General features: G+C 57.4%; 13 protein-coding genes. 3 read left to right on the top strand and 10 right to left on the bottom strand.

Translation table 11 applies throughout. From position 1 onward, the window contains the following. Nucleotides 1-59: 59 nt before the first annotated feature. Nucleotides 60-785: a DUF481 domain-containing protein gene (locus tag IEW65_RS12040; protein ID WP_188639916.1), complete on the top strand. Its 726-nt coding sequence runs from the start codon at nt 60-62 to the stop codon at nt 783-785. A 13-nt stretch (nt 786-798) separates the two neighbouring features. Here IEW65_RS12040 and IEW65_RS12035 read toward each other — a convergent pair whose 3' ends face one another. The 3 genes from IEW65_RS12035 to IEW65_RS12025 are packed head-to-tail and all read right to left on the bottom strand — an operon-like array spanning nt 799 to nt 3,403. After that, entirely contained in the window at nt 799-1,569 is a 771-nt protein-coding gene (locus IEW65_RS12035) for an ABC transporter permease (RefSeq protein WP_188639718.1), read from the bottom strand. 11 nt (nt 1,570-1,580) lie between these two features. Then, nucleotides 1,581-2,363 (bottom strand): ABC transporter ATP-binding protein, encoded by a 783-nt coding sequence (locus IEW65_RS12030; protein ID WP_188639717.1) that lies wholly within the window; start codon nt 2,361-2,363, stop codon nt 1,581-1,583. After that, nucleotides 2,363-3,403 (bottom strand): ABC transporter substrate-binding protein, encoded by a 1,041-nt coding sequence (locus IEW65_RS12025; protein WP_229755548.1) that lies wholly within the window; start codon nt 3,401-3,403, stop codon nt 2,363-2,365. The genes IEW65_RS12030 and IEW65_RS12025 overlap by 1 nt, the downstream gene beginning before the upstream one ends. A 401-nt stretch (nt 3,404-3,804) precedes the next feature. Here IEW65_RS12025 and IEW65_RS12020 point away from each other — a divergent pair, with 401 nt between their 5' ends. Continuing rightward, complete coding sequence (locus IEW65_RS12020; protein ID WP_188639716.1) at nt 3,805-5,358, top strand: BCCT family transporter; 1,554 nt, start codon at nt 3,805-3,807, stop codon at nt 5,356-5,358. A gap of 20 nt (nt 5,359-5,378) precedes the next feature. On the opposite strand, the gene IEW65_RS12015 is transcribed toward IEW65_RS12020, so the two are convergent. Further along, a complete protein-coding gene (locus IEW65_RS12015; RefSeq protein ID WP_188639715.1) occupies nt 5,379-6,200 on the bottom strand; it encodes a flagellin N-terminal helical domain-containing protein in 822 nt (273 codons plus the stop codon). 104 nt (nt 6,201-6,304) lie between these two features. Further along, nucleotides 6,305-6,760 (bottom strand): 2-amino-4-hydroxy-6-hydroxymethyldihydropteridine diphosphokinase, encoded by a 456-nt coding sequence (gene folK, locus IEW65_RS12010; protein WP_188639714.1) that lies wholly within the window; start codon nt 6,758-6,760, stop codon nt 6,305-6,307. A 265-nt stretch (nt 6,761-7,025) separates the two neighbouring features. On the opposite strand from folK, the gene IEW65_RS12005 reads away from it, so the two are divergent. Then, the gene (locus IEW65_RS12005; protein WP_188639713.1) at nt 7,026-7,784 is read left to right on the top strand and encodes an SDR family oxidoreductase; all 759 of its coding nucleotides are present in this window, start codon (nt 7,026-7,028) and stop codon (nt 7,782-7,784) included. Nucleotides 7,785-7,839: 55 nt separating this feature from the next. Here the strand turns inward: IEW65_RS12005 and ybiO are convergent, their stop codons facing one another. The 5 genes from ybiO to trhO form a co-directional block, all read right to left on the bottom strand. After that, on the bottom strand, nt 7,840-10,203 hold the full coding sequence (gene ybiO / locus IEW65_RS12000; protein WP_188639712.1) for a mechanosensitive channel protein: 2,364 nt from the start codon (nt 10,201-10,203) through the stop codon (nt 7,840-7,842). Between the two features lie 201 nt (nt 10,204-10,404). Further along, complete coding sequence (locus tag IEW65_RS11995) at nt 10,405-10,836, bottom strand: YqaA family protein (RefSeq protein WP_188639711.1); 432 nt, start codon at nt 10,834-10,836, stop codon at nt 10,405-10,407. A 20-nt stretch (nt 10,837-10,856) separates the two neighbouring features. Next, nucleotides 10,857-11,681, bottom strand: coding sequence for an IclR family transcriptional regulator domain-containing protein (locus tag IEW65_RS11990; RefSeq protein ID WP_188639710.1), 825 nt, complete (start codon nt 11,679-11,681; stop codon nt 10,857-10,859). A gap of 113 nt (nt 11,682-11,794) precedes the next feature. Beyond that, complete coding sequence (locus IEW65_RS11985) at nt 11,795-12,595, bottom strand: enoyl-CoA hydratase (RefSeq protein WP_188639709.1); 801 nt, start codon at nt 12,593-12,595, stop codon at nt 11,795-11,797. A gap of 106 nt (nt 12,596-12,701) precedes the next feature. After that, nucleotides 12,702-13,661, bottom strand: a complete 960-nt coding sequence (gene trhO / locus IEW65_RS11980) for an oxygen-dependent tRNA uridine(34) hydroxylase TrhO (RefSeq protein ID WP_188639708.1) — start codon at nt 13,659-13,661, stop codon at nt 12,702-12,704. Nucleotides 13,662-13,734 lie beyond the last annotated feature (73 nt).

Genomic DNA, 13,734 nt, shown 5'->3' with positions numbered 1-13,734 from the left:
GCAGCCACTTACTGTTCTCACACTCATGGAGGAGTTACGTGCGACACTTTTTACGCTCAATGGCCATCACTGGCAGCACCCTATGGGCAAGCGGTGTGTTGGCCTCGCCGTTTTATGCGCCACCGCCACCTAAAGACGACACACCGGTGTTTAGCGGTGATGCGGAGCTTGGCTTTACCCAACTGTCAGGCAATACCGATAGCCGAACACTGATCGGCAAAACCCGCCTAACATGGCTAACGGGGGAGCTTACACACTCGTTACGAGGCGAAGTTCGCAATGTGAGCAAGGATGGCGAGACCAGTGCCGAGCAGTACTTATTGGCCGGGCGGGAGCGCTACGATTTTAGTGGCCCTCACTACCTATTTGGCTTCGCCCGCTGGGAAAAGGATCGCTTTGCTGGTTACGACCAGCAGCTTTCCGTCATTGGTGGCTATGGCCGGCAACTGCTGGAAAATAAGCAGCATACGCTCTCGTTGGAAGCAGGGCCGGGTTACCGCCATGACCGCCTACGGGACGCAGATAACCAGCAGTTAGCCGTGGCTTATACCGCATTGGATTATCGCTACCGGTTTTCGGAGTACGCCGATATCGCTCAGGAAATGTCGGTGGAGTACACCGATGAGAACACCACCGCCCGCTCGCTGACGGCGCTGACCGCTCGGCTGAACGCCAAGCTGTCGCTGCGCCTCTCTTATGAAGTGAAGCACAACTCCCAGCCCCCGGAAGACGCAAGCGAGCGCACCGACACCACCACCAGCGCCTCGCTGCTGTATCGCTGGTAAGCCGCGGTGGCGGCTAGCGGTTCTGCCCTCGATGAGCCCACCCGGTCATGCGTTTTTCTAACAGGGCAAATAGCTCATACATCACCATGGCCATGGCGCTGATCACCAGCAGCCCGGCGAACACGAGGCCCATGCGCATCTGCGAGCCCGCGCTCATCATCAGGTAGCCAATGCCTTGGTTGGACGCCACGGTTTCCGACACCACCGTGCCCACAAACGCCAGAGTGATGGCAATTTTGAGCGAGGCAAAAAAGTACGGCAGCGAGCGCGGCAGGCCCACCTTGAGCAGCACATCGATACGCCGCGCCCCCAGCACGCGCAGCACGTCCTCCATTTCAGGCTCCAGCGTCGCTAGGCCCGTGGCCACATTTACCACGATGGGGAAGAAGCAGATGAGAAACGCGGTGAGTATCGCGGGCACCGAGCCAATCCCGAACCAGACCACCAGAATGGGCACAAAAGCGACTTTCGGGATGGCGTTAAATCCCACTAACAGCGGGTAGCAGGCGTTGTAGAGAAAGCGCGACGAGCCAACAATAAAGCCCAGCACCAACCCGACCACTACTCCTAATCCAAACCCAATCAGCGTGGTCCAAAAGGTTTGCCAGGAGTGCATGGCAATCGGCCCTGAATACGTCACCAGCGCCTGCAGGGTGTCTAATGCGCTAGGAAAAATAAAGCTGGGTACGTTGAACAGCCGCACAGAGGCTTCCCACACGACCACGAGAACGGCCACAGCGATCCAGGGCGCGAGCCGTTCAATCAGCTTGCTGTTATGCGTCATATTCGCGTCCATTAAGTACTGCGTACTTCACCAATCTGGGCACGCAGCTCCTGCACCAAATCAATAAAGGGCTTTTCGTAGGTGGTTTCCAGCGCACGAGGACGGGGCAACTCAATGGTGCGCCGTTCAATGACGCGGCCGGGGCGACGGCTCATCACGTAGACCGTATCGGCCAAAAACGCGGCTTCGCGAAGGTCATGAGTCACCAACACCACGGTAAAGCGCTGGGCTTCCCATAAATCCCGCAGCACGCACCAAAGCTCTTCACGGGTGAAGGCATCCAGCGCGCCAAAGGGCTCATCCAGCATTAGCAGGCGCGGCCGATGAATCAGCGCGCGACAAATAGAGGCCCGCTGCTGCATACCCCCCGAGAGCTGCCAGGGGTATTTATCTTCGTGCTCGGCCAGGCCGACCGTGGCAAGCAAATCCCGCGCCCAGCCCACAAACTCCTCGCGGCGCTGACGAAACTGCCGCCGGTAGGGCTCGACGATTTCCAGCGGCAGCAGCACGTTATCTAGGGTGGTGCGCCAGGGCAGCAGGTTAGCGTTTTGAAACGCCATGCCGGAAATTTTCAGCGGCCCGGTCACGGGCGCATCATCCACGCGCACGCTGCCCTGGGTGGGCGCGTGCAGCCCGGTGCATAGCTTCATAAAGGTGGATTTACCGCACCCCGAAGGCCCCACGAAGGCGACGAATTCGCCTTCGTGAATATCGAGATTAATATCCTCAATGGCGTTGCCTGAGCCGTCGTAGGCCAGGCTTACGTCATCAAAGCGGACAAACGCTGCCGACATTACTCGGCCTCCGGCAGCAGCATGCGCTCTTCTACCGGCGGTAGGTAACGGGAATCAAAGACTTGGTCAGGGGATGGCAGTGTCGGCAGGTCATAGGCATCCGCCACCAGTTGGATGGCCTGTCTTAGGCGCTCATCATCCACGCCCCCTACCCCGTTTTCGCGGGCATCGGGCGTGTCTACTACGCTTTCCAGCGCCAGCTTCAAGCGGCGGGTTTCCATCTCCACGTCGATTAAGCCATCGCGGTTTTTCACGTACTCAATGGCGGCTTCCGGGTCGGCCAGTGTCTCACCCAGTGCACGGTTAAAAGCGCGCAAAAATCCTTGAACCGCTTCTGGGTTATCTTGTGCAAAGGCTTCGCTGGCCAGAATGGCGTTGCCGTATAGGGGCACGCCGTACTCAGGGAACGGCATGATGGTGAGGTCATCTTCACTCATCCCACGCTCTTCTAGGTTCAGCAGGCTGGTGAAGTAGAACCCGGTGATGGCATCCACGTCGCCACGGGTCAGCAGCGTTTCACGCAGCGTAGGGTCAACGTTCTGCCACTCCACCGCATCGGCCTCCAGGCCGTTGGCAGCCGCAAAAATCCCCCAAGCGCGGTAGCCGGTATCGAAGGCCGGTGCGGCAATGGTTTTGCCCGCCAGGTCGGCGGGGCTTTCAATACCGCTCTCTTTACGGGCAAATACCGCCGCAGGCGTTCCGTCATAGACGATATACACGCCTTGAATACCCGGCCCCTCGGGGTTTTCGGCCAGGAACTCGACCAGCGCGTTCAAATCGCCAAAGCCCATTTCATACGCCCCAGACGCCACCCGGTTTACCGCACCCGCCGAGCCGCTGCCGGAATCAATCTGTACATCCAGGCCTTCTTCTGCGAAGTAGCCCTTTTCAGCCGCCATCAAAAACGGCGCTGCCGGGCCTTCAAAGCGCCAATCAAGCTGGAAGCGTATCGACGTGGTGTCTGCCAACGCCGTCAGCGGAAGCAAGGTGAAGGCGGGTAGTAAAAAACGTGGCAGTAAAAAACGTGGACGTTGCGGCATGAGTCAAAGCACCTTGTATACAATGTTTGCCTTGCCTTTTGCAGCAATACTGCCACCTTTCATTTTTTATCGACTATTCAGTGACTTATTCAACCTTTACTGCGCACACCCGAAACTTAACTTACCAAAATGGTGCATCCACTCTCTTTTACGCACCAACTTTAAGCGTTTTTCCGTAAATATTAGACTTTGGTCTAAACCATTGGTATACTAAATGCAGTTTCCTGTCCTCGCGCCATTCATTGAATGGCGCTTTTTTTTGTTCTGAAAATGAGCGCTCACCACTCGCTTTCCAGCATGGGCAACTTGAGGCGTTAAGTCTGCTCACGCAGCGGTTTGTTAAGCTAGCGGTTCTGCTCCCGCACTTTCCTGCACACTCCCATCCCAAATAGGTGTTCAACATGAACCAACCTGCTCAACGCGCCGAGGGGCCCTCGCGGTTTTCCCTCGGTGACCCGATTGTGCTGGTGCTCAGCATCGGCTTCATTGTGGCGTTTCTGGCGCTGTCGTTTTACGACATTGAGCTCGTCGCCAACTCCATCAGCGCAGGCTTCGCCTGGACCGCGCTGGTGCTAGGCAGCTATTTTCAGCTGCTGCTTTTATTGACGTTTTTCATTGCCATCGGCGTGGCGTTGACGCCTGCGGCCAAAGCCAAAATCGGCAATCTCGATGCACCAGAAATGAGCACGTTTAAGTGGCTCTCGATCATTCTATGTACGCTGTTAGCCGGTGGCGGGGTGTTTTTTGCCGCGGGCGAGCCGGTGTATCACTTTGTGGTCACCCCACCCGCCTTTGATACCGAAGCTGGCACCGCTGAAGCGGTATCCGGCGCGCTGGCGCAGTCGTTTATGCACTGGGGCTTTATGGCCTGGGCGGTGCTAGGCTCGCTCACCGCCGTGGTGCTGGCACACGCGCACTACGTGAAAGGCCAACCGCTGCAGCCGCGCACGCTGCTCTACCCAGTGTTTGGTGAGCGCTTAATGCGTGGCCCGCTAGGCGGCTTAGTGGATGCCTGCTGCGTGATTGCCTTAGTGGCAGGCACGGTAGGCCCCATCGGCTTTTTGGCGACTCAGGTGAGCTTTGGCCTGCATGAGCTATTCGGCTTGCCGGAAGGCTACACCGGGCAGCTGATGATTCTGGCCGTGCTGGGCACTATTTATGTGCTCTCTTCGATGAGCGGGGTGCATAAAGGCATCCAACTGCTGAGCCGCTTCAACGTGCTGCTGGCATTAGCGATCGGCGCTGTGATTATCGTGTTCGGCCCCACGCTGTTTTTGGTGAACACCTACGTTTCCAGCATGGGCGCGTACGCTAGCGAGTTTTTCACCATGGCCACGATGACCGCTGAAACCGCCCCGGCGTGGTGGATGCAGTGGTGGACGGTGTTCTTCTTTGCTTGGTTTATCGGCTATGCACCGCTGATGGCGATTTTCGTGGCGCGCATTTCACGGGGCCGAAGCATTCGTGAAATGATTTTGGCGGTTGCCGTACTCGCCCCGATTGCCACCACCGTGTGGTTTACGCTACTGGGTGGCTCCGGCATTTACTACCAGTTGACCGGAGCGATTGACCTGACCGAAGCGCTCAATAACTTCCAGTTTGACGTGGCAACCCTCACGGTGGCCCAAGCGCTGCCCGGCGGCACCTGGATGGCACTGGCGATTCTGCTGCTGACCACCATTTTTGTGGCCACCACCGGCGACTCCATGAGTTACGCGATTGCTGTCGTGGGCGCAGGCCATGATGACCCTAGCCCCTACATGCGCGCTTTTTGGGGCATTGCGATGGCCCTGATGGCAGCGGTGCTGCTGTATATGGGTGCAGGTCAAATTGGCGCGCTACAGCAGTTTATCGTGATCACCGCGATCCCAGTATCGCTGATTCTGCTGCCTTCGCTGTGGAACGGCCCGCAGGCGGCTTACGCCATGGCGCGGGAACAGGGCATCATCGACTAACGGTGATGGACTGCTTCTAACTACAGCCCTTCCAACAGTCGTAGAATCATCTGCGGCTGTTGGTTCACCCGGGTCAGCATCGCGATACCCACCTGCTGAAGCAGCTGGGCGCGAATAAGGTTGGAGACTTCTTGTGCGTAATCGGCGTCTTGAATACGCGACTGGGCAGCAGAGGTATTGATGATATTGGTGTTGAGCCCGTCAATCACGCTCTCGAAGCGGTTCTGCACTGCGCCTAAGTAGCTGCGCTGGCGGTCGACTTGCTTCATGGCTTCATCTACAGCGTCCATCGGGTTGAGCGTGGCCGAGCCATCATCTAACACGCTAAAGTTATCCAACCCCAGCGCCTGACGCCCCATGGCAGAAAAGCTCACGCCAATCACATCCCCGGCGTTGGCCCCTACCTGAATATTGAGCGTTTTATCGCTCTCAATCAGCCTAATGCCGTTAAAGTTGCTCTGCTCGGCAACGCGGTCAATCTCTTCTAAACGCTGGTCGATTTCTAACTGAATAGACGCCCGGTCTTGTGAGGAGTTGGTGCCGTTGAGCGCCTGAACGCTGAGTACGCGAATACGCTGCAGGCTATCGTTGATCAAGTCCAACGACCCTTCGGCAGTTTGCACCATCGAGATACCGTCGTTGGTATTGCGAATCGCTTGGTTCATACCGCGAATCTGCGCCCCCATACGATTGGCGATCGCTTGGCCTGCCGGGTCGTCCTTGGCGCTATTAATACGCAGCCCAGACGACAGACGCTCCATGGAGGTCTGCATCGCCTGTTGGCTACTGCGTAGATTATTCATCACCAGTAGCGACGTAATATTAGTCGCAAGGCTGATCAAGGGCGTGGCCTCAACAGTGAACGCACTTTTTGCGGAGTTAGCATCAATATCGGCCTACCACTAGAAAACGTGAGCCTTTATCGAGAAAAAATTCGCTCTCTCTATCAGTGAACATCCCCATGACCACCCGTAGCAAGAGAGCGACCGCTGGCGGCTAGCACCTCATCCACCGGCCCACGTACATAGTCATGCTGATAATAACCATCATCCACCACTTCGCCATCCCACGCCACAATGTCTAAATCCATGGTGCGGGGGCCGGATTTGATCGGCCCGCGAACGCGGCCAAGGCGGTGCTCCACCTCTTTCAGGTAGGCTTTAAAAGCGTCACGCTCCAGCGCTGTACTCACCAGCAGCGCGGCATTCAGAAAGTCGGGCTGGTGCTGAAAGCCTACCGGTGCCGTGCGTACGGCCTTGGAGCTCGCCAGCAGCCCACACTCGCTGTTTAAAATTTCAAGGGCTTGGGCAAAGTGATGCTCTGGCTCGATATTGGTGCCCAGCGAGATCACGCACTCGTGTTGGGCAGGTACTGGCGTTGCATGTGACGACGTTGAAGGCATAGCGACATCCCAGAGTAAGAGGCAAGCATTCTCGTAACGTTTTCCATAACAACCGTGACGCTCCGTTGGCGGACGCTGATTCGCGAATGCGCTCAGATTCAAGTGGGTGATGAACACAATCAGGCCGTCCAACGACAGAGTAGCCTGCTGGTTATTTTGTTCAAGCTCTGTACAAGTTATTGACAAACGCTGCACTCACGCAGAGAGTCTTGCTTATCGCGACATAACAAAACATCACCCAACTAACCATTGCCAGGGACCCACCATGACAACACCTGCTGCACTTGTAACGGGCGGCGCCACACGCCTGGGCCGCTACTTTGCTGAAGCACTTGCCGATAAAGGCTTTGATATTGCCCTGCATGTGAATAGCTCCCGCGGGGAAGCCGAGGAAGTGGCGGCAGTCATTCGCGGCAAGGGGCGTGAGTGTGAAATTCTGCCCTGTAACTTTCTAGAGGATCCGCTGGAGGAATTAATAACACGGGCGAAAAAACGCTTTCCTGGTCTGAACGTGCTGCTAAATAGCGCTTCTGCCTACGAACCAGCACCCATTGCGGGCACCGACATGGCGATGCTAGAGACTCAATTCAGGGTCAATATGTTTACTCCGCTGCTACTCACAAAGTACTTTGCCGAAGCGGTGGAGAACGGCCAGGTGGTCAATATCATCGACAACAAAGTGGCCTACCACCAGTACCCCTATGCGGCCTATCTATTATCCAAGAAAAGCCTGGCAGAGATGACGCGTATGGCAGCGCTGGAGTTTGCGCCGCGCCTGCGGGTTAACGGTATCGCGCCGGGGGTTGTACTGCCTGCTTCGCAGCGTACCAGCGACTATATTCAGTGGCGTATCGAGGGCATTCCGGTGGATCACCAAGGCAACCCGGCCCACCTTGTACAAGCTTTGCACTATTTATTGGATAACGACTTTGTCACCGGGCAAATTCTGTTCGTGGACGGCGGTGAGTCGCTCAACCTAGAGGGGCGTCACTCCGAAAACTACCCGGGCGAGCAGCGCGGCTAACCCAACGCAATGAGGCCGCCCGAAGGCGGCCTCATGGGTTCACGTAAGCGAACGCTTAGGTTTCATCCACATCATCGTGATCTGGCTTGTGATGATCCGGTTCATGCCCAAGCGCGGACTCGCTGCGCTCTGCAATCGGCGCTGTCTCGGTGCGCTTTCTTTCTGCTTTTGCTTCCAGAACGCGTACGTTGGCAGGCGGCGTCTTGCCTCCTTTGGTTTCGCCAAAGTAGAGCGTGGTATGGGGGAACGGGATCTCAATACCGGCTGAATCGAAGCGCAGCTTGACGAGACGATTGTAGGCACGGCCAACGCCCCACTGGTCGCCCGGTGTGGTTTTGATCACCACGCGGATATTCACCGAGCTATCTGCCAGCGCTGTAACACCTGCTACGGTCAGATCTGCCAACAGCTTGTGGCTATGCTCTTCGCTGGCTTTGAGGTCTTCAAAGGCAAGCTGTAGCTGCTCAATGGCTTCATCAATGCTCTCGTTGTAGCCAATGCCGTATTCGCCCACATGGTTGCCGTACTCACGCATGTAGTTAGACACAGTATCGACGCTGGAGAACGGTACGATGTGATAGGTGCCTGACAAATCGCGAATACCCACCGAGCGGATACTCAAACGCTCTGCGGTACCGGTAACACCCCCGACGGTGACGACATCGCCGGTATTCATGGCGTTTTCTACTTGGATAAACACCCCGGTAATCACGTCTTGCACCAGCTTCTGGGCACCAAAACCAATCGCCAAACCCAGCACACCAGCACCGGCAATCAGCGGCCCGATATTGATGCCAATTTCTGACAAAATAATCATGCCGGTAATGGTGACCATGGCAATTGCCAGGGCATTGCGGAACAGGCTCAGCAGCGTTTTGGCGCGGGCGGAAGGCTCGCCATGGCCAGTTTCCGGATTAAGCTTGTGCTCAATCAAGCTTGCCAGGCCCAGCCAGACACCCAGTGCCACAATGAGAATCACCGCTACGCTGATCAGGTTACCGATCAGATTGGCACCGCGCTCGGAGGCGTACCAAGCGGCCATATTAAAGGCACCCCACGCATCTAGCACCATCATGATCACCGCGACCACAATGACCGTGCGCAGTATGCGTAGCGCATTGGGCACATAGCTATTTAAGCGCACTTCCAGCAGCGGCAATTTACGACGCAGGTCATCGGAAAGCTGGATTCGGCGGCCAATGGTTTGGGTCAGGAACGCCGACGCCAACAAGCCAACCACCACCGCGCCTAACGTTTTGAGAGTGGCAAATAGTACAAACGGCAGCGCGTCCCCAGGGCGGGTCAGCGTGAGCACAAACACCATCAAGAAGTAGATCAGTGCAAACAGGTGCCACGTACGGGCAAACAGCTGCAGCGATACGCGGCTCGCCGTTAGCGTTGAGCGTGACCCCATCAGGTTCAGGTTATCGCGCAGGCGCACGCGGTTTTTAAGCACGACACCCACCGCATAAATAAATGCCATGAGCATAATCAGCGTGCCAACTGCTTGCCCCAAGGTGGCGGCGATATAGAAGTTGACCAGTGGGACGACCACCATCAGGCCATAACCCACCATACCAATCAGGCGGGCCAGCCAGCGGTTCCAGTACGACGCCTCTTGGGCTGAAATCGGCAGTAAGCGCAGGCCTTCATAGCGGGAAGAGAACAGCATCCGCACACCGGCTTTCAGCAGCTCAATGATCAAAAACGCATTTAAGAAGAGCGATGCGCGGGTGGAAAGTTCACCTGTTTCGCCCACCGCAAAGGTGGCCACTAAATTACCGCCCACATAGGCCAGTGCCACCAGGAGCACGTCTAGCACCGCGGCAACAGCCACACACAGCACCAAACGCAGCACTGGCGTAAGGCCACTCCCCTGCTGCGACCAGCTGCTTATCTTGGTAAACAGCGACTTCGCAAGGCGGCGGAACACCATAAAGAGCGCAAAGGTGGCAACGATCACGATACCAAGATTAATGGCAGCGCTGATAAATGCAGCCATATCAAAGCTGCTGCTTGCCCCTTGGCCTGTGAACATATTGCCCACAATGGCCACGGCCTGCTCAATCTGGCCGCCTACATCGCCCACCACCCGACTGGTCAGTTCCGCCAGTTGGCGAGGCAACGAGACATCCTCTGGGGCCACATTGCCACCTGCAGCCGCCGCCTCTGGTGAGAGTTCAGCGGCAACGCCAGCGGGCAGTGCCGAGGCCTGATTGCGCAATAGCTCAATTAGCTCTTGGCGCGCCTGCTCATCTTCCAGCAAATCTGCCAGCGCGGAATAAGAGGGCTGCTCTTCAGCGGCAGGCGCTTCGCTTTCAGCGCCGAATGTGGTTTGCGCCATCGCTGGCCCCGCCAGCATGGCCAAAAGCGTCAGCATCCAGACGCCTAGCCAGGGTAGTAAACGTAGTGACGTCACACCATAACCTCCCTTTGGGTGAGTAGTTGCAATCCTGCCATCGCTAAGATTCAGTGCATGAATGTTAAACACAGAATAGTGCATCCGTTAAGAATGCAAGCCTTGTATAACACTCTTAAAGAAAGTGGCTAGGGTAACATGCCTCGATGAAAGAGACGTTAACGCGCCTGCTTTTGGCGCGCCAATGAAAAGAGCCGCCACTTATTGGCAGTAAGGCGCTAGCCACTGCTGCGCCATGACAATGAGTAGCCCATAGCGCGCCCCTTTAGCGAGCACAATCCAGAGCAGCGCTCGCCACCAGGCTAAGCGCATAACGCCAGCGAGCACCGTGAGCGGGTCGCCGATAATGGGTAGCCAAGAGAGCAGCAGGCTGAACTCACCAAAGCGGTGATACCAGCGTTCAGCGCGGGCAAGCCCTTGAGGCGATGCGGGAAACCAGCGGCGGTGCTGAAACTGGCGGGCATAGCGCCCCATGGCCACGTTGATCAAGCTACCAAGCGTATTACCCGCTGTCGCTACGAACCAAAGCCCCACAGCAGGTTCACCTAAGCACCAAAGCCTTGCCAACCACACTTCAGAGCCACCGGGTAGCAGCGTGGCGCTGGCCAGCGCCACCCAAAACAGGCTAAACACGATGCGTTACCTTACGGATGTTAGCGTGGCAGCTGCCCACCAAGCTGCTGAGTGATCTCGTCGGCAATTTGGCGCACCAGCGCTCCCAAGGCGAGCAGACGCTCTTCGGGAATGCGCGCCATGGGGCCAGAGACGGAAATAGCAGCAAGCGGCGTAGCGTGCTCATCAAAAATACAGGCCGCGACGCAGTGCAGGCCGATGGCGTGCTCTTCTCGGTCGCAGGCAAAGCCCTGGGCGCGAATCGCGGCCATTTCCGCTTCCAGCGCCTCCGGTTGATAAAGCGTGTTTTTAGTGACACGGGCAAGCTCAGCGCCGCTTGTGAGTAGGGCGCTACGCTCGTCATTGTCCATACAGGCCAACAGCGCCTTGCCAACCCCCGAGGCGTGAAGCGGTGCACGCGACCCCAGCCGCGTAATCATGCGCATCATCTGCGGGGATTCGTTTTGTGCCAGAAACACCGCCGTGGCGCCATCGCGAATACCCAGGTTCGCCGTCTCACCCGTCTCTGCGGTTAAGCGGCGCAAAAACGGGCGGCTTTTGGCCACCACATCGCGAGCTTCTAAAAAACTGTTGCCAATGCGGAAGGTTTTGACATCAATCCGCCATAGGCCCTGCTCGCTCTCTTGAGTCACAAAGCCCTGACTTTGCAGCGCTTGTAGCAGCCGGTGAGTGGTGGAGGGGGCAAGGTCGGCCATCTCGGCAAGCTCAGAGAGCGCAAGCCCCAAAGGGCTGGCAGATAAATACTCAAGGAGCGTTAGGCCACGTACCAACGATTGGCTATGCCCACCGCTTGCTTTGGTGGCTCCCGCCGGACGTCCGACTGACCTGCGCTTGGCTTCACTCACCTGACGTTCTCCCTGAAGGCGCTTGATGGCGTAAAAAACCAGCAGGATAACGCGCCGCAGGGGCCGCTGTCGCGTTTACGGAAACAAATTCCACCAATGGCTAGCGGCGTGTACTAGCGGTGCTGCCAGTGAGGCGAACGCTTTTCAATAAACGCATCAATGCCTTCAGCCACATCGTCGGCCAGCATATTGCAGGCCATGGTTTCTCCGGCAAATGCGTAGGCGTCTTCCAGTGGCATAGCTAGTTGGCGGGCAAACATGGCCTTTCCGGTGCGCACGGCGACGGCGCTTTTCGCACAGATGCTCGATGTCAGCGCTGCCACGGCAGCATCAAGCTCGCCCTCCTCCGCCACGCAATTGATCAGCCCCCATTCAGCCGCTTGGGCAGCGCTGATAAAGTCACCGGTTAACAGCATTTCCATGGCCCGCTTACGGGCGACATTGCGCGAGAGCGCCACGGCAGGCGTCGAGCAAAACAGGCCCACGTTGATGCCGGAGACCGCAAAGCGGGCGCTGCTGGCGGCAACGGCTAAATCGCAGCTGGCAACCAGCTGGCAGCCTGCGGCGGTGGCAATACCCTGCACCTTGGCAATCACCGGCACGGGCAAATGAACGATGCTTTGCATCACCTTGCCGCAGCGCTCAAACAGCGCTTGGTAATAGGCCTTATCTGGGTTCGCGCGCATCTGCTTTAAATCGTGGCCTGCGCAGAAGGCTTTACCGCTGGCCGCCAATACCACGCAGCGCACGTGCTCATCTTGGGCAATGCCATCCAGCGCCGTTTGCAGCGCTTCCAGCATCGTTTCAGAGAGTGCATTAAAGCGCTCGGGCTGGTTGAGGGTGAGCGTGACAACGCCCGCATGGGAGGTATGCAGCAGGCAATCACGAGAGGCAGTGACAGGGGAGGACGACATGGCGGGCTCCTGAGCAGTGGTTGCTGCTCAGTCTAGCGCTTGCTCGGCCCGTCGAGGACGCGCTACGACCAAAGTGGCCTTCTGCAAAACAGAAGGCCACTGATGATTACGCTTTCTCGCGGGTGCCTTGACGATGGTTGTAGCCCAGCGGGTGGGGCTCGCCACGGGCTTTGGCCAGCTCGATTTGGCGCTGGCGCTCGCGGGCGGCGGCGCGGGTTTTCTCGGGCAGCGAGTCGATGCAGTGGGGGCAGCTAATACCCGGCTCATAGGCCGACGACTGCATATCTTCCTGAGAGATCGGCATCCGGCAGGCGTGGCACTGTTCGTGCTCGCCTTCAGTGAGGTCGTGGCGCACGGTAACCCGGTTATCAAACACAAAGCACTCACCGCGCCACAGCGACTTCTCTTCCGGGACTTTTTCCAGGTAGTTCAGCACGCCGCCTTTCAGGTGGTAGACCTCTTCAAAGCCCTCTTTCAGCATAAAGCTGGAAGCTTTTTCGCAGCGGATACCGCCGGTGCAGAACATAGCGACCTTTTTGTGCTGCTCCGGGTTGTAGTGCTCACGCACATACTCTGGAAACTCACGGAAGGTGGTGGTTTTCGGGTCCACCGCGCCTTCAAAGCTGCCAATCGCCACTTCATAGTCGTTGCGAGTATCAATCACCAGCACTTCAGGGTCGGAGATCACGTCGTTCCAATCTTCCGGATTCACGTAGGTGCCGACGGTGTCGTTGGGGTCGATGCCCGGCACGCCCAGCGTCACGATCTCTTTTTTCAGTTTGACCTTGGTGCGGTAGAACGGCGGCTCGTCGCAAAACGACTCTTTATGGTCGATATCACTTAAACGCGGGTCGGCGGTGAGCCATGCGAGCAGCGCGTCGATGCCTTCGCGGCTACCGGCCACGGTGCCGTTAATGCCCTCTTTGGCCAGCAGCAGCGTGCCTTTCACGTCGTTATCGACCATGGTTTGACGCAGCGGCTCGCGCAGCGCTTCAAAGTCGTTCAGGGTGACAAATTTATACAGCGCTGCTACCACAACGGGCGCAGTGGGAGTGGGGGTCGTCATGCAGTGCTCCTGGTAGTCGCCCTCGCAAAGGGCGGACCGGGTCAATAAAGGCGCGAATGATACCAAAAAGCCC

Origin of the sequence: Vreelandella lutescens (genome assembly GCF_014640815.1) — a bacterium.
In the GTDB taxonomy this organism is placed as follows: Bacteria; Pseudomonadota; Gammaproteobacteria; order Pseudomonadales; family Halomonadaceae; genus Vreelandella; species Vreelandella lutescens.
Note: the sequence above shows the minus strand (reverse complement) of the source record. Positions and strands in the feature narration are given on the sequence as shown.

Excerpts from the sequence above, each read along its gene's own strand:
- IEW65_RS12040 (WP_188639916.1), top strand. The coding sequence starts at position 60 with ATGGCCATCACTGGCAGCACCCTATGGGCAAGCGGTGTGTTGGCCTCG.
- IEW65_RS12005 (WP_188639713.1), top strand. The coding sequence starts at position 7,026 with ATGACAACACCTGCTGCACTTGTAACGGGCGGCGCCACACGCCTGGGC.
- IEW65_RS11985 (WP_188639709.1), bottom strand. The coding sequence starts at position 12,595 with ATGTCGTCCTCCCCTGTCACTGCCTCTCGTGATTGCCTGCTGCATACC.
- IEW65_RS12030 (WP_188639717.1), bottom strand. The coding sequence starts at position 2,363 with ATGTCGGCAGCGTTTGTCCGCTTTGATGACGTAAGCCTGGCCTACGAC.
- folK (WP_188639714.1), bottom strand. The coding sequence starts at position 6,760 with ATGCCTTCAACGTCGTCACATGCAACGCCAGTACCTGCCCAACACGAG.
- IEW65_RS12035 (WP_188639718.1), bottom strand. The coding sequence starts at position 1,569 with ATGACGCATAACAGCAAGCTGATTGAACGGCTCGCGCCCTGGATCGCT.
- IEW65_RS12020 (WP_188639716.1), top strand. The coding sequence starts at position 3,805 with ATGAACCAACCTGCTCAACGCGCCGAGGGGCCCTCGCGGTTTTCCCTC.
- IEW65_RS12025 (WP_229755548.1), bottom strand. The coding sequence starts at position 3,403 with ATGCCGCAACGTCCACGTTTTTTACTGCCACGTTTTTTACTACCCGCC.
- trhO (WP_188639708.1), bottom strand. The coding sequence starts at position 13,661 with ATGACGACCCCCACTCCCACTGCGCCCGTTGTGGTAGCAGCGCTGTAT.